The sequence below is a fragment of the Senegalia sp. (in: firmicutes) genome (assembly GCF_052088025.1).
Lineage (GTDB): Bacteria > Bacillota > Clostridia > Tissierellales > SIT17 > Anaeromonas.
The window spans coordinates 1-22165 of the sequence record NZ_JBQCYD010000015.1; the positions used below are offsets into that span (position 1 = coordinate 1).

30 protein-coding genes and 1 pseudogene are annotated in these 22165 nt (G+C 25.7%); all 31 read left to right on the forward strand.

The features are described from left to right. Positions 1 to 246: pseudogene (locus tag ACTHUW_RS05520) on the forward strand (flavodoxin family protein); the annotation flags it as partial. Positions 247 to 374: 128 nt separating this feature from the next. Beyond that, positions 375 to 1145, forward strand: coding sequence for a GNAT family N-acetyltransferase (locus ACTHUW_RS05525; protein ID WP_442212764.1), 771 nt, complete (start codon positions 375 to 377; stop codon positions 1143 to 1145). An 86-nt stretch (positions 1146 to 1231) separates the two neighbouring features. Beyond that, a complete protein-coding gene (locus ACTHUW_RS05530; RefSeq protein WP_442210190.1) occupies positions 1232 to 2167 on the forward strand; it encodes a S66 family peptidase in 936 nt (311 codons plus the stop codon). Positions 2168 to 2207: 40 nt separating this feature from the next. After that, positions 2208 to 2621: an HIT family protein gene (locus ACTHUW_RS05535; protein ID WP_442196809.1), complete on the forward strand. Its 414-nt coding sequence runs from the start codon at positions 2208 to 2210 to the stop codon at positions 2619 to 2621. A 79-nt stretch (positions 2622 to 2700) separates the two neighbouring features. Then, a complete protein-coding gene (locus ACTHUW_RS05540; RefSeq protein WP_442196810.1) occupies positions 2701 to 3360 on the forward strand; it encodes a GNAT family N-acetyltransferase in 660 nt (219 codons plus the stop codon). A 32-nt stretch (positions 3361 to 3392) separates the two neighbouring features. After that, the gene (locus tag ACTHUW_RS05545) at positions 3393 to 3923 is read left to right on the forward strand and encodes a GNAT family N-acetyltransferase (protein ID WP_442196811.1); all 531 of its coding nucleotides are present in this window, start codon (positions 3393 to 3395) and stop codon (positions 3921 to 3923) included. Between the two features lie 129 nt (positions 3924 to 4052). Next, entirely contained in the window at positions 4053 to 5027 is a 975-nt protein-coding gene (locus tag ACTHUW_RS05550) for a helix-turn-helix domain-containing protein (RefSeq protein ID WP_442196812.1), read from the forward strand. Positions 5028 to 5184: 157 nt separating this feature from the next. Continuing rightward, positions 5185 to 6015, forward strand: coding sequence for a PHP domain-containing protein (locus tag ACTHUW_RS05555; protein WP_442196813.1), 831 nt, complete (start codon positions 5185 to 5187; stop codon positions 6013 to 6015). Between the two features lie 161 nt (positions 6016 to 6176). Beyond that, complete coding sequence (locus ACTHUW_RS05560) at positions 6177 to 6593, forward strand: NUDIX hydrolase (protein ID WP_442196878.1); 417 nt, start codon at positions 6177 to 6179, stop codon at positions 6591 to 6593. 53 nt (positions 6594 to 6646) lie between these two features. After that, positions 6647 to 7642 (forward strand): DUF5700 domain-containing putative Zn-dependent protease, encoded by a 996-nt coding sequence (locus ACTHUW_RS05565; RefSeq protein WP_442196814.1) that lies wholly within the window; start codon positions 6647 to 6649, stop codon positions 7640 to 7642. Between the two features lie 248 nt (positions 7643 to 7890). Further along, positions 7891 to 8214, forward strand: coding sequence for a protease inhibitor I42 family protein (locus ACTHUW_RS05570; RefSeq protein ID WP_442196815.1), 324 nt, complete (start codon positions 7891 to 7893; stop codon positions 8212 to 8214). Between the two features lie 97 nt (positions 8215 to 8311). Further along, the gene (locus ACTHUW_RS05575) at positions 8312 to 8908 is read left to right on the forward strand and encodes a Type 1 glutamine amidotransferase-like domain-containing protein (protein ID WP_442196816.1); all 597 of its coding nucleotides are present in this window, start codon (positions 8312 to 8314) and stop codon (positions 8906 to 8908) included. Between the two features lie 80 nt (positions 8909 to 8988). Continuing rightward, positions 8989 to 9384, forward strand: coding sequence for a GNAT family N-acetyltransferase (locus tag ACTHUW_RS05580; RefSeq protein WP_442196817.1), 396 nt, complete (start codon positions 8989 to 8991; stop codon positions 9382 to 9384). A gap of 35 nt (positions 9385 to 9419) precedes the next feature. Next, positions 9420 to 9902, forward strand: a complete 483-nt coding sequence (locus ACTHUW_RS05585) for a GNAT family N-acetyltransferase (RefSeq protein ID WP_442196818.1) — start codon at positions 9420 to 9422, stop codon at positions 9900 to 9902. A 77-nt stretch (positions 9903 to 9979) separates the two neighbouring features. Beyond that, positions 9980 to 10258 carry a YesK family protein gene (locus ACTHUW_RS05590; RefSeq protein WP_442196819.1) on the forward strand — a complete coding sequence of 93 codons (279 nt, stop codon included), beginning with the start codon at positions 9980 to 9982 and terminating at the stop codon, positions 10256 to 10258. Between the two features lie 16 nt (positions 10259 to 10274). Next, positions 10275 to 10625 (forward strand): DUF6483 family protein, encoded by a 351-nt coding sequence (locus tag ACTHUW_RS05595; protein ID WP_442196820.1) that lies wholly within the window; start codon positions 10275 to 10277, stop codon positions 10623 to 10625. A gap of 18 nt (positions 10626 to 10643) precedes the next feature. After that, positions 10644 to 10934, forward strand: coding sequence for a hypothetical protein (locus ACTHUW_RS05600; RefSeq protein WP_442196821.1), 291 nt, complete (start codon positions 10644 to 10646; stop codon positions 10932 to 10934). Positions 10935 to 10965: 31 nt separating this feature from the next. Further along, the gene (locus tag ACTHUW_RS05605; protein ID WP_442196822.1) at positions 10966 to 11151 is read left to right on the forward strand and encodes a hypothetical protein; all 186 of its coding nucleotides are present in this window, start codon (positions 10966 to 10968) and stop codon (positions 11149 to 11151) included. A 36-nt stretch (positions 11152 to 11187) separates the two neighbouring features. Further along, positions 11188 to 12168, forward strand: coding sequence for a DUF4003 family protein (locus ACTHUW_RS05610; RefSeq protein ID WP_442196823.1), 981 nt, complete (start codon positions 11188 to 11190; stop codon positions 12166 to 12168). A gap of 58 nt (positions 12169 to 12226) precedes the next feature. After that, positions 12227 to 12757 carry an isochorismatase family protein gene (locus ACTHUW_RS05615; protein WP_442196824.1) on the forward strand — a complete coding sequence of 177 codons (531 nt, stop codon included), beginning with the start codon at positions 12227 to 12229 and terminating at the stop codon, positions 12755 to 12757. Positions 12758 to 12789: 32 nt separating this feature from the next. Beyond that, positions 12790 to 13218, forward strand: a complete 429-nt coding sequence (locus ACTHUW_RS05620) for a hypothetical protein (protein WP_442196825.1) — start codon at positions 12790 to 12792, stop codon at positions 13216 to 13218. Between the two features lie 64 nt (positions 13219 to 13282). Beyond that, positions 13283 to 13870 (forward strand): flavodoxin family protein, encoded by a 588-nt coding sequence (locus ACTHUW_RS05625; RefSeq protein WP_442199208.1) that lies wholly within the window; start codon positions 13283 to 13285, stop codon positions 13868 to 13870. Positions 13871 to 14113: 243 nt separating this feature from the next. Continuing rightward, entirely contained in the window at positions 14114 to 15310 is a 1197-nt protein-coding gene (locus ACTHUW_RS05630) for an MFS transporter (protein ID WP_442196827.1), read from the forward strand. 38 nt (positions 15311 to 15348) lie between these two features. Next, the gene (locus ACTHUW_RS05635) at positions 15349 to 15843 is read left to right on the forward strand and encodes a GNAT family N-acetyltransferase (protein ID WP_442196828.1); all 495 of its coding nucleotides are present in this window, start codon (positions 15349 to 15351) and stop codon (positions 15841 to 15843) included. 45 nt (positions 15844 to 15888) lie between these two features. Beyond that, complete coding sequence (locus ACTHUW_RS05640; RefSeq protein ID WP_442196829.1) at positions 15889 to 16176, forward strand: hypothetical protein; 288 nt, start codon at positions 15889 to 15891, stop codon at positions 16174 to 16176. Positions 16177 to 16214: 38 nt separating this feature from the next. Next, a complete protein-coding gene (locus ACTHUW_RS05645) occupies positions 16215 to 17264 on the forward strand; it encodes a DUF5700 domain-containing putative Zn-dependent protease (RefSeq protein WP_442199207.1) in 1050 nt (349 codons plus the stop codon). Positions 17265 to 18059: 795 nt separating this feature from the next. Further along, positions 18060 to 18401 carry a zinc ribbon domain-containing protein YjdM gene (locus tag ACTHUW_RS05650; protein WP_442196831.1) on the forward strand — a complete coding sequence of 114 codons (342 nt, stop codon included), beginning with the start codon at positions 18060 to 18062 and terminating at the stop codon, positions 18399 to 18401. Between the two features lie 591 nt (positions 18402 to 18992). Continuing rightward, complete coding sequence (locus tag ACTHUW_RS05655) at positions 18993 to 19460, forward strand: NUDIX hydrolase (RefSeq protein ID WP_442196832.1); 468 nt, start codon at positions 18993 to 18995, stop codon at positions 19458 to 19460. A 109-nt stretch (positions 19461 to 19569) separates the two neighbouring features. Next, positions 19570 to 20541 (forward strand): aspartate-semialdehyde dehydrogenase, encoded by a 972-nt coding sequence (locus tag ACTHUW_RS05660; RefSeq protein ID WP_442196833.1) that lies wholly within the window; start codon positions 19570 to 19572, stop codon positions 20539 to 20541. Positions 20542 to 20667: 126 nt separating this feature from the next. Further along, on the forward strand, positions 20668 to 21441 hold the full coding sequence (locus ACTHUW_RS05665; RefSeq protein WP_442199206.1) for a class I SAM-dependent methyltransferase: 774 nt from the start codon (positions 20668 to 20670) through the stop codon (positions 21439 to 21441). 125 nt (positions 21442 to 21566) lie between these two features. Further along, complete coding sequence (locus ACTHUW_RS05670) at positions 21567 to 22106, forward strand: GrpB family protein (RefSeq protein WP_442196835.1); 540 nt, start codon at positions 21567 to 21569, stop codon at positions 22104 to 22106. Positions 22107 to 22165 lie beyond the last annotated feature (59 nt).

Sequence of the window (22165 nt, forward strand, 5' to 3'; positions counted from 1 at the left end):
GTAGTTATAGCTATTTGTGAACAAAATGATGAAGAAGATATGGGATTTACTGCAGAAGCTATGAGTAAACCCCTTGAAGGTTTAGGATATAGAGTAGTAGAGACTGTTAAAATTCTAAAGTTATTTAAAAAGGAAGATTCACTGAAGAATCAAGATGCTTTAGAGGAAGTAAAAAGAGCTGGAGAAAAACTAAAAAAAACCATTATATTAAGAAAAGAAACAGAGGAAAAATTTAAATCATATTGACATTAAAGTAGATTAAGAATTAGAATCACAAAAAAGCTTAAATTATAAATGTTTATAAATTCATGTGTCCAAGCTAGCGCACTTATATATATAAAATCTATTCATGCAAGAAGAAATGGAGGAAGATAATGACTTATATTAAACTTAATAAAAATAATATTGATAATGAGCATATATGTTGTGCTATTTCAGACAAAAAATGTTCAGAAAGTTATGAATTAAAGAAACAATGGTTAAAAAAAGAATTTGATAATGGACATACTTTTTTAAGATTAGAGGAACGTGCAAAAGTTTTTATAGAATATGGACCAGCTGAAAAAGCATGGGTTCCAATTATTGCACCAAATTATATGATGATTGGATGTTTTTGGGTTTCTGGCAGATATAAAAAGAATGGACATGGAAAAGTATTATTAAACCAAGCAATTACAGATGCGAAAGAACAAGGCAAAGATGGTTTAGTTACTGTTGTAGGAAAGAAAAAATATCATTTTATGAGTGATACAAAATGGTTACTTAAACAAGGCTTTAAAGTTACCAACGAGACCCCTGCTGGTTTTGCCTTAATTGCTCTTACTTTTAATGAAAAAGCTAATGAACCAAAGTTTAGTGAGTTAGTAAGAAGTGGAGAATGCCCTGAAAAGGAAGGTTATGTAGCTTATTATTCTAATCGTTGTCCTTATTCAGAATACCATGTTAAAGTATCTCTTGCTGAAACAGCTAAAAAACGCAATTTAAAGCTAAAAACAATAAAACTTGAAACAGTAGAAGAAGCTCAAAATGCTCCAACTCCAGCTACAATATTTAGTCTTTTTTATAATGGAAAATTTGTAACAACAGACATTAGCGTTTGTATGGAAAGTAAATTTGATAAAATTATGAGCAAAATAATTGGTTGAATTAAGGAGGAGGTAATATAAATGATAAATAAATTAAAAATCGGTGATACAATCGGTTTTTTTCACCATCATCACCTATTACTGCATTGTGCCCTAAAAGATTTGAAAGAAGTAAGGAATTTCTTTTGAAAAAAGGCTTTAATTTAAAGAATGGAAAACTTACGGGTAAAAAAGATTTTTATAGATCAGGCAGTATAAAAGAAAGAGTGAAAGAATTAAATCAACTAATAAGAGATAAAGAAGTGAGATGTATTATCTCTACTATAGGAGGTATGAATTCAAATTCAATATTACCTTATATAGATTATGAAACCTTTAAAAAAGACCCTAAAATAATTATAGGATATTCTGATATTACAGCAATATTATTTGCTATATATGCTAAAACTGGAATAACTACATTTTATGGTCCAGCACTGGTAGCTTCTTTTGGAGAAATGGAACCATTTAATGAAATGACTTATAAATACTTTAAAGATATATTAATAGCTGAAGATAATATACCATATGAATATAAAATGCCAGAAATATGGACAGAAGAATATATTGATTGGGAGAGTCAATATAGAGGTAAAAAAGAAAATAAGAATAAATGGATAACTTTATCTAAAGGGAAAGTTAAGGGGAGATTAATAATAGGTAATTTAAATACAATGACAGGCATATGGGGCAGTGAATATATGCCTGAAATTAAAAAAGGAGATATATTATTTATAGAAGACTCCTTAAAAGAGGCAGCTACTATAGAACGTTCATTTGCTATGTTAAAAGTGAATAAAGTATTTGATAAAATAGGTGGATTGATTTTAGGAAAGCATGAGATTTTTGATGATATGGGAAGCAAAAGAAAGCCATATGAAATATTAGAAGAAGTTATAGGAGAGTACGACTTTCCATTTTTAGCAGAAGTAGATTGTAGCCATACTCATCCAATGTTTACTATGCCAATAGGTGGTATGGTGGAATTAGATGCTAGTAATAAAAGAATTAGTTTGATTAGTAGAAATTTAAATGAGTATTAATAAATACCTAAATTTATACTTATTATAAGAGGAGTTATATATGAGAGATTGTATATTTTGTAAAATAATTGAAGGTGAAATAAAATCAAATATAATATATGAAGATGAATTAGTTGTTGTATTTTTGGACATAGATCCAATAAATAAAGGACATTTATTAATTGTTCCTAAAAATCATAAATTAGATTTAGATGAATTAAGTATAGAAGAATCAACAAGAATCATGGATATATCAAAGATTATGGTGAAGTTATTAAAGAAAGAATTTAATCTAGATGGATATAGTATAATGCAAAATGGTGGAGAGTTTAATGATATTGGTCATTTCCATCTACATGTTTTTCCAAGATATAAGAATGATGGATTTGGATGGACTTCTAACAAAATAAAACAACATAATCTAAGTGATATAAATAAACAATTAATAAGAGGATTAAGGAAAGGAAATATCTAATATAAGAGAATTTAAAAACTTCCCTAAATATTATCTTCAATATTTAGGGATAGATGGATTAGAACTTAAAGGAACACTTGTGAAGAAATGCAAGCAAAGGGAGATTCCCATTAATCGTTTGTATCATCACCATTTAATTGCAACTAAAGTAAATGACATTTTTATATATTCTATTGAACCAAAATTATATGAGGATTTTAAAATCTATATATCATCTTATAAAATAAAAGAAAATGATGAACTTATTTCAGTTTTAGATAAATTCTTTAAAAATAGAATAAGTGATTATAGCATCAGAAGGATGTATAGATTATCTTTTGATAAAGAAAAATTAGAAAATATTAATAATACAAAATCTGTGAAACTCACCAAGGAAATTTTAATGAATTCTTTAAAACAAAAGGATGATAAAGAAAAGGAAGAAATATGGAATAGAAAGAAAAAGGAAGTAGAAGAAGGTAGACAATATGTAATACTTGAAAAAGATAAGATTATTTCTTGGTGTAAAGTTTCTAATATAGATTATAGTGGAGGAAATTTAGTAGTCTGGACAGCTCCAGAGCATAGAAGAAAAGGATATGGAAAGGATGTAGGTAGACAAGGAATTAAATGGTGTATAAATAATAATATTATTCCTATTTATTTAGTGGATTCTTTAAATAAAGCTTCAATTAATTTAGCAAAGACTATCGGATTTAAAATTAAATCAGAAGAGATAGTTGTAACTACTAAAGTTTAATGTTATGTAAATTCAAATATCAGAGGTGAAGAATGAATAGATTATATTTAAAAGTACCTAGATTAGAGGAAATGAGCTATAGACAATCTTTATTATCCAATCCTGAAACAATGTCTTATAACAAGGGCTATGATATACCAATTAAAAATTATAATAAAGAAAATGGTTGTATTGATTTTTCAGAACATAAGTGGAAATCTTGGTTTAATTCTTGGATAAATAATGAACCACTAAAATATTATGCTTATATTATAAGGAAAGAAGACGATAGTCCTATTGGTGAAGTAAATTTATACTATAATGAAAAGAAAAAATGGTATGACATGGGAATAGTAATTGAAGCTAAATTTAGAGGACTAGGATATAGTGTAGAAGCACTTAATCTTCTAGTAAAATATGCATTTGAAAAATTGGATGTAGATGTTTTACATAATCATTTTGAAGAGAATAGACAAGCTGCTAAAAAGACACATGGAGCAGTTGGATTTAAGGTTTTTAAAATTGAAAACGAAATCTATCATTATATAATAACAAAAGAAGATTATTTTAAAAATAAGTTTTAATAGTAAGGAAATAAGTAATTGCCTTAATGCAACGGTTCATTGCTATTAGAAAATAAGGTCCTGTGTTATGATTTATATAATATAAATGATTTTTGACATATTATTATATAAATTAGGAGGTAGTTTTAAATGGAAGAAAAAAATTTTGGTGATAAAATCAAACTATTAAGAAATAAGAATAAAATGACACAGGAAGATTTAGCAAAAGAACTTAATGTAACGAGACAAGCAATATCTAATTGGGAAAGAGGTATTACTATTCCAGATATAAATATGATAAATAATATATCTAGAATATTTTCAATTACTATAGATGAAATTATAACAGGTGAAACTAAAAAGATTCAAAAGAAGTTTGAACGTAAAAGTAGCTTTATTTTATACATAAGTTCTATTATTTTATTTATTTTAAATATAGTAATTAGTACTGTTATTTATAAAGAAATCAAAATAGTCACTATATTTCCAGTGTCAATAATATTATTTATAGAAACCATTATCTTTTTTACTTTTGGTAATGCTATTAAAAATGATAATTTTTCTGTTATTGCAGGATATGATAGAAAAATTCAATATAATAAGATAGTTTTAAAGAAAATCTTAGCGAGCATTGAAAATCATATTATGATAACTTCAACTATTTTTATTTTTTTAATGATTATATTAGGACATATTTCAACCCCAGATTTTATAGGAGGTATTATTCTTTTAATATATGTAATGGAGTTTTTATCTTCAATCATAATAATAAATATGAAAAATCAGGAATTTTTATATAAAGATACTGAAGATCTTATCCAAGCAAAAATGTCTAATAAAATCGTAATTGGATTTATAATCTTTTTCTTTATGATTCTTGGGGTAACTACATTTACTATGGAATATTATAATATTGAAAATAATACGCCTGAAGCTATGATTATGATTTCTATAATAATACCATATATCATATTTTTATTAATAGGACTTTTATATGAACAAAAGAAAGTAAAAGAATATATAAAGAAAAATAAAAATTATTCTATTAGCAAATTAGCTTACATAACAATGAGTATATGTATTGTGTTACTAATTATTATGGTAGTAGTAGCCAGTAAATTTTAAATTTATAATAAATATTAAGTCTATAAAATAGCAAAATATTAGATTGAATTTGAAAAGAATTCAGTCTTTTTTTATAGAAAAAAAAGGAATTCAAAATAATATGTAGAATAATTATAATAAGATATAATTAGCTTAGATAAGATAAAGGAGCCTAAATATGGAGCAAAAATTTGTAGATTTACATATCCATTCTTATTATTCAGATGGAACAATGTCTCCAAAAGAAATTTTAATAGAAGCATCTAATAAAGATATAGGGATCTTAGCTATAACAGATCATGATATGATTGATGGTTCAATTGAATTAATGAAATTTCAACATAAATATAATATAAAATGTATTCCAGGTGTAGAAATAGATGCAATTGATGATGGAGTTAATTATCATATTCTAGGATATGGTGTAGATATAGAAGATAAGAAGTTTAATGATTTGATTAATAAAAATCGTATTATGCTAGAAGAAGTTAATACAAAGTTAATTGAAAAAATGCAAAATGATTATGATTATATATCATTATCCGATTATTCTAAATTTAATTATGATAAAAGAAAAGGTGGGTGGAAGTTATTACATTATTTTATTGAAAAGGGACTTACTAAAAGTTTATTTGAAGGCTTTGATTTATATAAAGAATATAATCATTCATATAATTGTGTACAATTTCCTTCAATAGAACTAGTTTGTAAATGCATTCATAATGCAGGTGGTAAAGCTATATTAGCTCATCCAGGCAAAGTAATTAAAGAAACTAATTTAGATATTTTTAAGAAGGAGCTAGTTAGAATTATCAATTTAGGGATAGATGGGATTGAATGTTATTCTCCTTCTCATACTAATGAAATTACAAGTTTATGTATTGAAATATGTAAAGATAGAGATTTAATGATAACCTGTGGCTCAGATTGTCATGGTGGATTTGAAGATACAGAAATTGGTGAAATGAAAATTCTAATTGAGAAATTAAATTTGGAGGGTATTTTATAGAAGGAGTTTTAAGATATAGTTATAGTATAAAACATAGTAAATTTCATTTTGAGAGGTGAATTATAATAGAATTATGGGATGTTTATGATAAAAATAGAAATTTAACAGGTAAAACAATAAAAAGAGGCAGCAAACTTGGCGAGTATGATTATCACCTTGTAATCCATGTTTGTATATTTAATTCAAAAAATGAAATGCTTATTCAAAAAAGACAACCATCGAAAAAGCTATGGCCTAATATGTGGGATATTACTATTGGGGGAGCTGTTCAATCTGGAGAAACAAGTACAAAGGCAGCTGAAAGAGAAACATTTGAGGAAATTGGATATAGAGTAGACTTATCAAATGATAGAGCATTTTTCACTATAAATTTTGATAATGGTTTTGATGATTATTTTTTAATTGAAGAAGATATAGATATCAAAGATTTAAGATTACAATATGATGAGGTAGAAGAAGTGAAGTGGGCAGATAAAGATGAGGTTTTACAATTAGCAAAGGAAAATAAATTCATTAACTATTGGTTTCTTGAAAAGTTATTTGAAATTAGAAAGCAAAGAGGAGCATATACAAAGTAAATATTATGTTTAGTATTATGCTAACTATATTTAAATGGAATTAGGAGGACTATATGGAAATAAATATTAATATAGAAATAGATGGAGTTAAAGATTTTTGTAATATATTTAATACCAAAGATATTTTAAATAGGGAAGATATAGTAAAACTTTTTAACAAAAAATCATATGAAAAATTAGTAGAATTATTTGGCAAAAATGTTGGACTTAGAGAAAAAGAACAATGGATAGACTTGTTTTATAAAGCATATGAAATTTATTTAGATAAAAGTAAACACTCAAATGAAAAAGATCCTATAGCAAGTAGCATTATTAAATCTGTGATATGGTCTTTAAATAATATTGAAAAATTAGATTCACATATAAATAGAATAAAAAGAATAATAATTTCTCAAAATTTTATAAAAAAAGCATTGAAATATTTACCAGATATTAATAAAGATATAGAAATTAATATAAAATTATATATTTTTATGTATAATGCATGTGTAGAAGGAAGGGTTATGTTATTGGATGTTTCTTTTGCAACTTTATTTAATGATGAACAATTAGAAGCTTTATTAGCGCATGAAACTCATCATTATTTAAAAGAAAATATTCAAAAGATAGAAAAAGGATACGAAGAAGTAGGAAGGTCACTATTTGCTCTAGAAAATGAAGGAATGGCTGATATGTGTAGCTTTGAAGAAATTTCTTTTATATATGAGTATTTTGGATTTATGAAAAAAGACATGGTTAAAGTTTATTTAGAAAATCCAGTTAGATACATTAAAGAATTCAGTAATAAGTTAAGAGATAGAATAGTTTTAAATAAAGATGTAAAATTACATGAATATCTTATGGAAGAACAAATAGTACATCCCTTAGGATATACCATGGGAAAATATATTGAAAGTGTAATGGGAATAGATGAGCTAAAGGACTGTGTGGGTAAACCCTTAGATTTTATATTAAAATATCATTATGCGTTAAAGCAAGAAACAAATGAAGAATTGTTAGATAGAGAAACTATAGAAAAATTGATGTGTATTTATGGAGAGGATATATAATGGATTTTAAAAGATATATTATTCTTGTGTGAATAATTAGTATTATAATTATAACAGGCTGTACTCAACATGTAATGATTGATGAAGAAAATAATAAATTATTGAATTATGATTTTAAAATAAGAAATGTTAATGATATAGATAAAGTTTTGTAGAAACAAAGCTATGCTTATACTACAGATATAGATAAAAAATTTATTGCTGTTATCATATATAAAGATAATAATGCAGAAATTAAACAATATAAGGTGAGTAACAATGAGAAGTTAAATTTATATATACCATTAGACTCTAATTTTATTATATCTCTGCCTGCAAATCGTACAATTTATTATACTTGGAATACAAAAAATGAGATTAATAAAAAAATAATTAGTATAAAAGGCCGTTTGTGGATTGATATACCTATACCTAAATCAGATAGAGATAAAGAAGGCACAAATTATGATAGACAGAACTTTCATTTTAAATCATTGAGACCAGAAAATCAAAAAATAATAATGAAATATGAAAATAAATCAAAACAAAATAATGATTTTTTTGAAATAGAATTTAATATTAATATTGAATAAATGTTTATGTTGAATTGGAATGATATAGAAGACATAGATAATCAGATAGAAAAAATTCAAATTAGTAATATAAAAATATAAGGTTTGGAGTGTTAAGATGATTATTTTAAATGGTGGTTCATACTATCCTGATTCTCAAGAAATTGACTTATATTGGATTTCTAAAGTTAAAAAGGATGAATTAATAGTATTTATTCCTTCTGCAACTACAAGATCTCAAGAAGAATATTTTGAATTTTTCAAACAAAAAATGAGTCAATATGGAGTTTTTAATATAACATATGCAGATTTATATAAAGATTGGGAAATAGCTCGTAATGCAAAGGTCATATATATAGCAGGTGGAAATACCTATAAACTTTTAGATATTATGCGTAAATCAGGTTTTGGAGATTTTTTAAAACATGAAGCTCAAAATACTATGATTATTGGAAATAGTGCAGGGGCTGTAGTTCTTGGGAAAGATATTAGAACTACAAATGATAATGATATAATTGGTATAGAAGATACAAGGGGATTGGGTTTAGTTGATTACTCAATTTGTCCTCATTATACAGAAGAGAAGAAAGATAGATTGATAAAATTAGCAGATATTTTAAAACATACAATAATAGGTATACCGGAAAAATCAGGATTTATTATTGATAAAAACAAAGTTAGTAAAATAGGATTTATTAAGGATTTTTATAGATAAGAATTTTAGATATAGTATTTATGTATAAATATATATTTAAAATTCAATTATATAAAATAATAATGAAAGAAGGGGTAACAATGATTGAATATATAACTAATATTGAAGAAATAGATAGTAATGATTTAAAAGGATTTTTCGTTGGATGGAAAAAACCACTTACTTCCGAAGAACATTATAAAACACTTAAAAATAGTGATTATTTTGTAATTGGTTATGACAATAAAAAATCAAAGGTTGTTGGATTTATAAATGCACTAAGTGATAAAGTGAATTTTGCATTTATACCTATGTTAGAGGTTTTGCCAGAATATCAGAGTAAAGGTATGGGAAGTAAATTATTTGAAATGATGCTTGAGTTGCTTCAAAATATAGATTGCATTGATTTAACGTGTGACACTCATATGCAAGAGTTTTACGAAAAGTTTGGTATGATGAAATCCCAAGGTATGATTAAAAGAAAATATATAAAATAGTTAATGAAATTTATAAGTAAATTAAGGAGAAAAAAATGAAAAATAAAAATTTGGAAGAAATATTTATTGATTGTGTTAATTCAAATGACATAGATAAATTATCTAACTTTGAAAAGGAAGCTAGAATAACAGAACCAGAAATATGGGTAAATGAATTTAATGAAGATGAATATAAGGATAATTTAAATAAAATAGACATTGATAACTTAGAAAATAGTAAAGTAATAGTTGCAATCCAAAATGGAATTATTATAGGTAGAAGTGATATATCAATATCACTTAGTTTAGTAGATTTTGAAAAAACAGGGTATATAGATTGGATATATGTACTAAAAAATAAAAGAGGACTAGGAATAGGAAAAAAGTTATTTGCTGGAGCAGAAAAATATTTTAAGCAAAAAGGAGTAAAGGAATATTATTTATTTACAGCACAAAATGATCAAGCACAGCAATTTTATCATAGACAAAGTGAGCTTACTTTTTCAAAAAAAGAAGTTGCAGAGAAAGAAATAAAATAATTTAATGAAAATGTATCACAAGGCAATAAAATTATGGATATTTAAAATACTAATAACGCAGAAAGGACGTAAATAAAATGGATGTATTGATGTTAGATGGATGGACTCCTATAATAATTTTGGGAATTATATTTGCAATTATTATGTTTATTATATCTTTTAAAGTTTCAAAATCAATCTTGTTTTTAATAACTATTATAATTAGTTTGTTTTGTATAGCAATATTTATTTATAGTTTTGGTCAAGTAGGAGGTTGGGGAGGTCTGATATTAGGATTTTATAGTATCGGTGCTTTTTTTGGAACATGGATAGGTGGTATAATAGGATTGATTAAAAAACTCATAAATAAAGAATAGATTTTGGAGTGATTTGATGTATGAACAAGATTATGTGATGAGGATAATAAGTGAATCAATAAGATTTCTAAAAAAGATACTTTTAGATAAAGATGAAATTAGTTATGAGATAAAAAATAAAAATTATACTGATTATCTACATGAGCAGCTGTTAGAATTTATAGAAAAAGGACAATTAAATGAAGCAGAGAATTTCTTATTTGATAATTTAGATCTTAAAAATAAAGATCATATAGTATTATCTTTAGATTTTTATACTAGACTAAACGATATGAGTAATGAATATCTAGAAAGTAATGATTTTTCTAGAGAAGAAATTCAAATGGGAGTACAAGAAATAGCTAAACAATTTGGAATAACAATATAACTTATAGAGGTGAATATTATGAAGAAAAAAACAGCTTTATTATTTATTATAGGATTTGGAATACCACTAATATTATCAGGATGTATGCCAGGTGATGGAGCCTATTCGTCATCTGATCCTGCAGGATTTTTTTGGGGAATTTGGCATGGATGGATTGCACCTATATCTCTTATAAGAGGTATATTTAATTCTAATATAAGAATATATGAGATATTTAACACGGGTTGGACTTATGATTTAGGCTTTTATATAGCTATTATCAGTGGCTTTGGAGGTATATCTTTTTTCAGAGATAAGGGTAATAAATAAGTAAAAATAAGTTTTTTTGGAGGGCTTTAATTTGGCAAAAAAAGATGATTTGCATTATATGATAGCAGTAGTAATTGGAATATTATTAGGAACTATAATCGGTATAATGATTAAGAGAGTTATAGCAGGTATATCATTAGGTGGAGGTTTAGGAGTTTTTATTGGAGGACTTATTTACCATTATAAAGATAAAAATAAAGCATCAGAAAATCAATAATAGTATACTAACATAAAAATTATTTAGGAGGAAATTATGAAATTTATATATGAAGAAAGAATTAAAAATATGATGGAAAACTATGAAGAATTGAGACAGGAATTTAAATGGGAAAATGATATGTCAAGGCATTTAATTGCCCTATCATATGCTATGAAGGGAAAAGAAATAAATATTACTAAAATCAAAGAAATAAAAGAATACATTAAAAATAAAACAGGCATGTTTTCTCCACTTAGGGGACATATGACATTTGTTTTAAGTGGGCTATTAAATGTTAATGTAGATAATCCAAAAGAAGAATTTGATAACATGTTAAGCAATGAAAAGATTTTAAAAGAAAATGGATTTAAATATTCATCATATTTACCCACGGCACTTTATTCATTATCAAGTGTATATAAGGGAGATGATGTGAGGGACTATACAAAAAAAGCAATGGATATTTATAAAGATATGAAGAAGAATCATCCATTTTTAACAAGCGGAGATGATTATGCATTGGCAATTTTACTTGCAAGTACTGATCATAGTACGGATTTATTAGAAAATTATTATGAAGAACTTAATAATAGAGGATTTTCTAAAAGTAATGGACTTCAAATGTTATCTCATATTATGGCTTTTAGTGAAAGCAGTATAAGAGATACTGTAAATAAATGTGAAAATATTCATAATAATTTAAGGTCTAACAAATTGAAAATCTCTACAGATTATTATCCTGCTATTGGACTAATAAGTTTAATTGATGGAAATGAAAATGAATTAATGAATGATTTTGTAGAAATTGCTGATTATTTAAGAAATCAAAAAAGATATAAATGGTTAGGAAAAGGCATGAATGTGCTTATAGCTTCAGCAATTATAAGTAGTGAATATATTAAAGAACAAAAAGAAAGTTCGATTGTAAATACAACTCTGAGTATATCAATAGAAACTATTATAGCAGCACAACAAGCTGCAATGATTGCAGCAATAGCAGCTTCCACAGCAGCAGCTTCAAGTGCAGGGAATTAGTTGAAAGACATATTAAATAAAGATAAAAATTAATATTATTTTAAAGGATAGTGATAAAATGAAAGCTCTTTTAGTAATTGATGTGCAAAATGGTATTGTTAATATGAGGGATTTTAAAGAGGAATTATCTTTAATTGAAAATGTAATTAGTGATTTTAAAGAGAAAAGATACCCAGTTATTTTTTTAAGACATATGGATGAAGATAAAGGAAGTTCATTATATAAAGAGTATGAGGGGTCTAAATTACATAGTTCTTTAAAGAATTATAGTGAACATATAATTGAAAAGAAGACGCCAAGTGCTTTTTTTAATACTAAATTAGATAATTTATTAAAAAAACTAAATATCAATCATATTTTCATTACTGGGTTTAATACAGAATTTTGCTGCATGTTTACAGCTATATCAGCATTTGACAGAGGATATAAAGTGACATTTATAGAAAATGCTACTGGTACGGTTAATACAGATAAAGATTATGAAGTGGAAGGTTTAGACATTAGAGATTTTGTAGGAACCATATTACACTGGTCAAAGGTTATTGAAGTATTAGATTATGAAGAATATATTGAAAAATATGAAAGTTAAAAAGAAAGATACTTAGGAGGAAACTTTATATAATGAATAATTCTAGAAAAATTAATACTGTTATTAATTATGTTCCATGTAAAGTTATTGAAAATGAAGAAATATATCAAAATGGAATTTTTCACTTTAATATCTCAAGAATTCTTGAACATATTATTAGTGGAAAGATAGAAGTAGAAAAAGAAGAGATAAATGTTAGTGATTGGTATAAAACACATTTTAATGGTTTAATTGATGAAGAACATCTATATACGGTTGATACAACAAAACCAGTTATACAAGCAGAAATTAGCCCAAATAGATATGTAATAATTGATGGGAATCATAGGTTAGAAAAAGCTTATAGAAACAATATAAAAACTATAGACTCATATAAACTTAAAGTAGATCAGCTTCTTGAATATTTTACAGATATACGTGGATATGAATCATTTGTAGAGTATTGGAATTCTAAAATTTAATTAAGAAGTACTACTTAAAACTAGAGTGTTATGACTTATTTAAGCAAGGGAGCGAGCTTACGAGATGAAACAAAAATGGATAGCGATAAATGGTAGTCCTAGAAAAAGTAAAAACACTGATATGATAGTTGATTATATTATAGAAGGATTGGATAAGAAAAATATTGATGTAGCTAAGTATTATTTAAATGCTGAAAATATTAAAACTTGTATAGGATGTGAATATTGTATAAATATAGATAGTGGTACATGTTTTATTAAAGACGAAATTTCAATAATTATTGAAGAAATGAAAAATGCAGATGGATATATATTTGCATCCCCATCATATAATTATAATATGACTGCACAAATGAAAGCATTTTTGGATAGAACTTTTATATTAAATGATCATAGCACTGATACATGGAAGAGTCGATTATCACATAGAAAAAAGGCAATAATAGTAGGTGTTTGTAAAGGAAAAAATGAAGAATCTATGGGATATACTATCAAAGGAATAACAAGGACATTCTATGACCTTGAAGTTAAAATTATTGATGAAATAGAATATTATAATACTAAGTTTAATCCTGTGATTGATAATCAAAATATAAAAGAAGACATTCTAAATAGAATTTCTCAAAATAAAGAACTTGAAATTGAAACTTAATTTAAAGTGTGATATTAAAATCTGAAAATTTTATTAAAAGAATTTAAATCTAATGGTAATGTTGAAGAAAATATATGCATATTAGGAGCTAGTGGTTCTGGGACAATCACTCTTGGAGATAAATTATCATTTGAAGGTGAGAATTGGCATATAGAATTTATAGGGTACAGAGATAAATATTAATTAGTGGAATCGATTATAACTAAAAAAATAGGATGCGATTGCCAAGGGAAGTGATAAATTATGAGGGGTAAAAAACTTAGACGGAATATAAAACTGGATTATTTGTTTAGTGGGATGAATAATATTACATTAATCAATGCCATATGGATGTTATATTTTGTATCAAAAGGTCTTAGTCTTGTTGAAATCGGAATAATCGAAACTATATATTTTTTTGTTTCTTTTGTTGGAGAGGTACCAACTGGTGCAGTTGCTGATATTTATGGGAGGAAAACAAGTAGAATAATCGGGAAAATTGTCTCGGTTCTTGGGACGATTATTATTTTAATATCTCAAAATATATGGGGAGTAGGATTTGGTTTTATCTTAACTGCAATTGCAGGAAATCTTGAATCTGGAACAGGAAGAGCTCTTATTTATGATACTTTGTTAGAAATGGACAAAGAAGATAAATTTTCTTCAATATTATCAAAATTAACAATTGTAATGCAGATCACAGGTATTATTAATATTTTACTTGGGGGTTATATAGCTACAGTAGACTATGATTCCGTATACAAGTTATCAATTTTGATTGGCTGTATAACATTATTTATTGCTTTCTTATTTACAGAACCTAATATAAAAAGTGGTTGTGAAAAAACTGGTGGAAGAACTACGATGTTAATCCAAATAATCAATACTACAAAAATGATTCTACATAATAAAATTTTATCTGTAGCGATTCTTTATGATGCTATTAGTGCAACAATAGTTGCTTCTGTATTTATGTATATGCAGTTGCTTTTCAAGTCCCAAGGATTAAATGAGTTTGAAATTGCAGTATCCATGGTTCTAGGTGGAGTAGCAGCGATTATCAGCAGTAGTCTTGCTGATAAATTAAAGAGTAAATTTCAAACAACAAAACTTTTGATTATCTTGTCAGTAGCATGGGTCCTGGGCGCATGGGGCATGGTAATTTCATCTCTTCAGATTGTATCTTTTTTCTTAATTTATGGAATTCAAGCACTTACAGGGATTTATAATAATTCAATTATAAATGCTCATGCTGAAAGTGACAAACGTGCTACAATCTTATCATTTTCGAACATGGTATTTAGTGTTTTTATGATGATATCATTACCAGTTTGGGGCTGGATTGGTGACAATATTGGCATTAATTTTGTATTTCTAATATTTGCAATAATCACGACTCTTTGTTTACCATTATTATCAGTGATAACATATATGTTGGTTCTGAAAAGCTATAAAAGATAGACACTTCAAGTAAGTTATATGAAGAAAGGATAATTAATATGATTTTTAAAACTAAAGATTTTTATGTAGATTTAGTAGAAAAAGAAGACTTAGAAGATATTGTTGAAGTATATAATTCCAATACCATTTTTTTAAAGAGCCATTTAGAGATTGATAAAGTAACTTCTAAGCGATTATACAATGAATTAGAAATAATGAAACAAGATGATTTTCATTCATATAAAATTATTAAAAAAGATACTAATGAAATAGTCGGATTTATAGATTTTAAGATAGATAATGAAACTTATTTATCACTATTAATGTTACATAATAAATACAAAAATAAAGATATTGGTAAATCAATATATAAAGTTTTAGAGAAATATGTTAAATCATTGAAAAGTTATTATATAAGAATAGATGTAGTAACTAATTATGATAATAATGTAATCAATTTTTGGAGAAAAAATGGTTTTAATAGCATTAAAGATATTAAATTAAATTGGGGAGATAAAATTTTGTCAGCTGTTATTATGAAAAAGAAGCTATAAAAATATATATTTAAGGTATTTATAGAGTAGTTTGGAGGTGTAAATTTGGGTAAAAAGCTTACAAAAACAGTCTCAATAATCTCTTTTACCATACCAGCAGTAATGACTGTATTTATTTTAAATTGGTATTTTCAAATAACACCATACCAAAAATATCAAGGGCTTCCTTTAATGATAACGCCAATTACTTCAATTATAGGAATCATTTTAGCTAATATATCTTTAAAAAACAGTTCTAATAAATTAGCAAGATGGAGTATTGTTTTTAATGCTATATTATTTTTTCTGCCATTTATATATTGGATTTTAGGAACTTTAATATTAGGCCCATAAAATATAGAGTGATATTTTTTAGTTTGAGGTGAATATAAATGAAAATAAAAGTTGATTATTCTGTCCTAACTATATTTGATAATTTTTTAAATTGTAAAGATTATAATGCTATAAATAACAAAAAATATTTTATGAAAAATTTAGAAGAAAATATAAGTTTCAAAAAGCAGATGAATTTTTATAAAAGAAATATGTCTTCAAAAGATTATTTTGATATTATTTTTTCTACACTTAATGATAAGACAATAAAACCAAAAAATACAACTATAAAAATTATGTCAAAATCTTTTGAAAATATTTTAAATAATAAAAATATACTTCAAAATAAAATTAAAAATATACAAGAATATGATTTTACTAAATTAGAAGATAAGCTTTTAGAAACTTTGCCTGAAGATACAGAACTCAATGTAAATTTACATATAGTATTGGATGGATTTAATGCTGAGTGTGTCCTAGACGATAATAATATATTAATTGATGCAGCTTTTTGGCCTTCTGATAAAGAAAATGAATATAAAATAGAAGGAATAATATTGCACGAACTACATCATCTAGGTTTTCTATATTGGCTTAATAAAAATGGAAAAAGAAATGAAATAATTAAAGAAAAAAATGGATATGAATTAGCAATCAAATTAGTAGAAAGTATAATTGGAGAAGGTGCTGCTACATACTTCTTTAACCAAAATGAAGATTTAACAGACCTTTTAGAAGAGGCATATGGTAAAGAACTTGCAAAACAATATAAAGAAAGTCTAAAAATATGTGATATAAATATCGAAAAAATAATTAAGAAGTTTGAGAGTGATTTAGAATATTTATTAGATAATGAAGATGGATATGAGAAAATGCAAGAAAGGATTAAAGATTATAGTTTTAGCAAAGAGTTTGGTCAACCACTAGATAAAGCAATAGGAGTACATGTATGTAGGACAATAGAAAGTCAAGAAGGAAGAGAATCTTTAATAGAAACATTTAAGAATCCTAGCTTGTTTTTAATTAAATATAATAATTCCATAAAAAAATTAAAGGGGGTAGCTTTAAAAGAAAGTGTAATAGAAAAGTGGATTAAATTATGGGAATAGATAGATTTAAGCATTATAAAAAGAACATCTCCAAGTTATTATTGATTGAGATGTTCTTTTTATGAAGATTTACTATTAATATTGGAAGAGATTCCGTTTAACTGATAACTTATATTGTTCCACCTTCTTTGTTCATATTACAATTTAAATGTTTCTCATCTATATTAAATTGTTACTTGATACTGAATTTGAATATTGAACTATTTTGTTACTTGTTCTTTTTTCGATTTATCATTTTAAATTCCTATACTTTACTTTCACTTCTTTAAGGTGATTTAAGTTGCACAGTTCCTTTAAATACAATAATCTTAAAATATTAACTTGTTACTATTGTTTTATATTATCACTAGAGTTTATACTACTAAATAATTTGATAATATTTCTTAAACTTTGCTATTTCATATTTAAGAAACTATTATAATCATTTAGACAACTACTATGATAATATTGTATAGATTTGTTGATTGTTGCTTTAATAGAATCATCTTCTTCTATTAATAGTATTATATATATACCTCGTAAAAATCACTTTAAACATAAAATCATAAAATTTTTTGAATATTTTATGATTTTATAATCTTATATGATATAATTTTAAAAAGGTAATACTATTAATATAGATGAAAAATTACCACTAAGAGAAACAGAAGTATTATGAGTTGAAAATTTAAATTATAAAAATAGAAAATAATTAAATATAATATCATAAATATATTATAAGTTTGTCAACCACATAATACTATGATAGTATATAAGCCTATATTAGAGTTAATAACAAATGGAGGGAATATAACTATGTTTACTTTACCAAATTGTCCTAAATGTAATTCAGAATATACATATGAAGATGGTAGTTTATTTATTTGTCCAGAATGTTCTCATGAATGGACCAAACAATCAGAAGTTGAAGACAGTGAAGATGAAAACATCATTAAAGATGCTAATGGAAATATATTAAATGATGGTGATTCTGTAACTGTCATAAAAGATCTTAAAGTAAAGGGAAGTTCATCAGCTTTAAAGATGGGTACAAAAGTAAAAAATATACGTCTTGTTGATGGAGATCATAATATTGATTGCAAAATAGACGGTTTTGGAGCTATGAAATTAAAATCTGAATTTGTTAAAAAGTTATAATTAATATTTACCTAGCATGTCTTTTCTTGAATATTAAAGAGAAAATATGCTAGGTATTTTATTTTAAATGTATTTTAAATTATTAGAATATAAATCTAAAAGAAAGTGAGCTATCATAGAATGAAAGATCATAAAGCATTAAATTTTACAAGGCTCCTTTATACATTATTTGGAATCAGTACTATAATTATGTTCTGGATGGTCTATAAAGATATAGATAGTAGCATAGGTTTTAAATTTGGAATAGTATACTTATTTTTAACGTTTTTTTTGCTTATCTATACTCCTATCATTACTATTTTAAATTTATTAAATTTAAAATGGATTCACATAAGAAAAAGAGTATTTAAGTTTGTCATTTTATTTATTTTCTTTGGAAGTTTAAATTATATATTTGATTATTTTTTTAGGCCTTCAAATATAGATTTACTCAGAGAATTTTCTGTTGCTTTTGGACTAGCTTTTGGAATATCATTTCTTGATATTATATTTTCAAAAAAGAAATAATAATAATATTATCAAGAATAATTAACTAAATCATATATTATACAGTTGAGATGTGATTAATATTAAAAACGGGGTGAAATTCATATGGATTGTACTTTTAAGACAAGACAAGGTAAATTTAATTATAGAGTTGGAGCAATAATTATTTATAATAATAAAGTGTTAATGGTTAAAAATAGCAGGGATCCTTACTATTATTCTGTTGGTGGTCGTGTGCATATGAATGAAAGTATGGAAGATGCAATTATAAGAGAAGTATATGAAGAAACTGGGGTTATATTTGAAATAGATCGAATGGGGTATATTCACGAGAATTTCTTTGTATTAGAACCTAATGGTGAAAAATATCATGAAATATCTATCTATTACTATATGAAAGCTATAAACAACTATAATTTAATTAGTAAAAGTTTAACTGAAGATGGCATAGAGGAAAGTTTAGAATGGATTCCTTTAAATGATATAAAAAATTATAAGGTTTATCCACAGTTTTTTAAAGATGCACAACTAATATCTAATCAGAATGTTTTACATATTATAGATAGAGAATAATTGAATTTTGAAACATTAAAAATTAACTAGTATCATAAATAACAATAAAGGAATAAAATACACCATAGATATATATAGTTTCTCAAGAATAATAGATGGAGGTAAAGGAATGAAAAGTTATAATTTAGCGATAGTAGGGTCAACTGGCCTTGTTGGAAGTACAATGATAAAAGTGCTAGAAGAAAGAAATTTTCCAATCAACAAAATAAAGTTTTTAGCATCAAAGAAATCAGCAGGTAATAAAATAAAGTTTAAGGAAAAAGAATATGTAGTAGAAGAATTAACTCCTAATTCATTTAAAGATATGGAATACGCATTGTTTGCAGCAGGTGGAGAGGTAAGTGAAAAATATGCAGAGATAGCAGTGGAAAATGGAGTAATTGTAATAGATAATAGCAGTGTATTTAGATTGAAGAAAAACGTACCTTTAGTAGTTCCAGAAGTAAATCCTGATGATATAAAATGGAATAATGGAATCATCGCAAATCCAAATTGTTCTACTATACAATCAGTAGTACCTCTTACAAAGCTGCATGAGAAGTTAAATATAAAAAGAATAGTTTACTCAACATATCAAGCAGTCTCAGGATCAGGATTAAAAGGATTAGAAGATTTAGAAAATGGCACTAATAAATGTTATCCTTACAGTATAAGAGGAAATGTTCTTCCTCATATTGATGTATTTCAAGATAATGGATATACAAAAGAAGAAATGAAAATGATAAATGAAACAAAGAAAATATTAAATGACAATAATATAAAAATAACAGCTACAGCAGTAAGAGTACCTGTAGAATATTCTCATAGTGTATCTGTTAATTTAGAGTTTGAAAAACCATTTGATTTAGAAGAAATTATATCTATATTAGATAGCACTAAAGGAGTTATAGTAATGGATAATATAAATGAAAATATATATCCTTTAGCTAAAGAGACAAAGGGAAAAGATGAAGTTTATGTAGGAAGGATTAGAAGAGATTTTAGTGTGGAAAACGGAATAAACTTATGGGTAGTTGCTGATAATGTAAGAAAAGGTGCTGCTACAAATGCAGTTCAAATATTAGAGTTACTTATAAAATAATATAAAGAAAGAAATATATATAGTCAGAGGCATACAAAATTCAATTGCCTCTGATTTATTTATGAGAAAAAAGGATTTTGGAAAGATTTGTAGAATAAATATAGTAGAGGAAAGGGGTTTAAATATATGGATATTTTAAAACACAACAGTAAGGCTTGGGATAACGAAGTTAAATTAGAAAATAAATGGACTGTACCTGTAAGTAAAGAAGAAATAGAAGATGCGAGAAAGGGAAAGTATAAATTATTATTAACTCCTACAAAGTTAGTGCCTAAAGAATGGATTAGTAATATGAAAGGTAAGAATGTATTATGTCTGGCATCTGGTGGTGGGCAGCAAGGGCCTATATTTTCAGCACTTGGAGCTAATGTTACAGTTTTTGATAATAGTAAGGAGCAATTAAAAAAAGATGAATTTGTATCAGAAAGAGATAATCTATCTATAAAATTAGAGCAAGGAGATATGAGAGATTTATCAAGATTTGAAGATGAAAGTTTTGACTTTATTTTCCATCCTGTTTCTAACTGTTTTATTTCAGATATTGAATTGGTATGGAAAGAATCTTATAGGGTTTTAAAAAAAGGTGGAGTATTAATATCTGGATTTGTAAATCCTCTTACATTTATATTTGATCTATATGAATGGGAGAAAAATAATGAATTAGTGGTATCTCATAGTATACCTTATTCGGATATAGATGATATGCCTAAAGAACAATTAGAAGAAAGAATAAGAAATAATGACACATTAGATTTTGGACATTCCTTGCAAAGTCAAATTGGTGGACAAATTGATTCAGGATTTGTAATTGGTGGTTTTTATGAAGATAATTCAGGTCATGAAGATTTGTTAGATAAATATATAGATACATTTATTGCAACCAAAGCGTTAAAATTGTAGGTGAAAAAATGAGCTATTTGAATATTAAGTTCAAATTAGCTCATTTTATTTTGCTTATAGTTTACTTGTTTTATGATAAAATATTAAAAAAGGATACATAATTCTAAATGAAAAGGGGCTTTGTTATGTTAGGTCTACCAAAAGGGGTAGTAAAACTTGAAACTTATGATCCTAAATGGGTTTTAGAGTATGAAAGAGAAGAAGATATTATTCAAAATTGTATTGGAAATAATATCATAGATATTCAACATGTGGGTAGTACTTCACTTGAAGGATTATCAGCAAAACCAATAATAGATATAGCTATTGGTGTAGATTCAATATTAGAAGGATATAAGTGTATTGAGCCGTTTGAACAACTAGGATATGTATACAAAGGAGAAGCTGGTATTAGTGGACGACTTTTCTTTTCTAAAGGTGATGTGCATACTACAAAACATCATGTCCATGTCGAAAAAATAGATAGTATTAATTGGTTAAATCAAATATTATTTAGAGACTATCTGAGGATAGATGATGATGTAAGAGATGAATATGATAAATTAAAAAAGAAGCTTTCTTTAGAATATGCTAATGATAGAGAAATATATACTTTGGAGAAAGCTGATTTTATTTTAAATATTATAGAACAAGCCAAGAAATATTTTTCAGAGAAAAATTTATAATTAAAAGAGTTTGAACCTTCTTTATAGTATAAATAAAAAATGTGATATAATTAAACTAA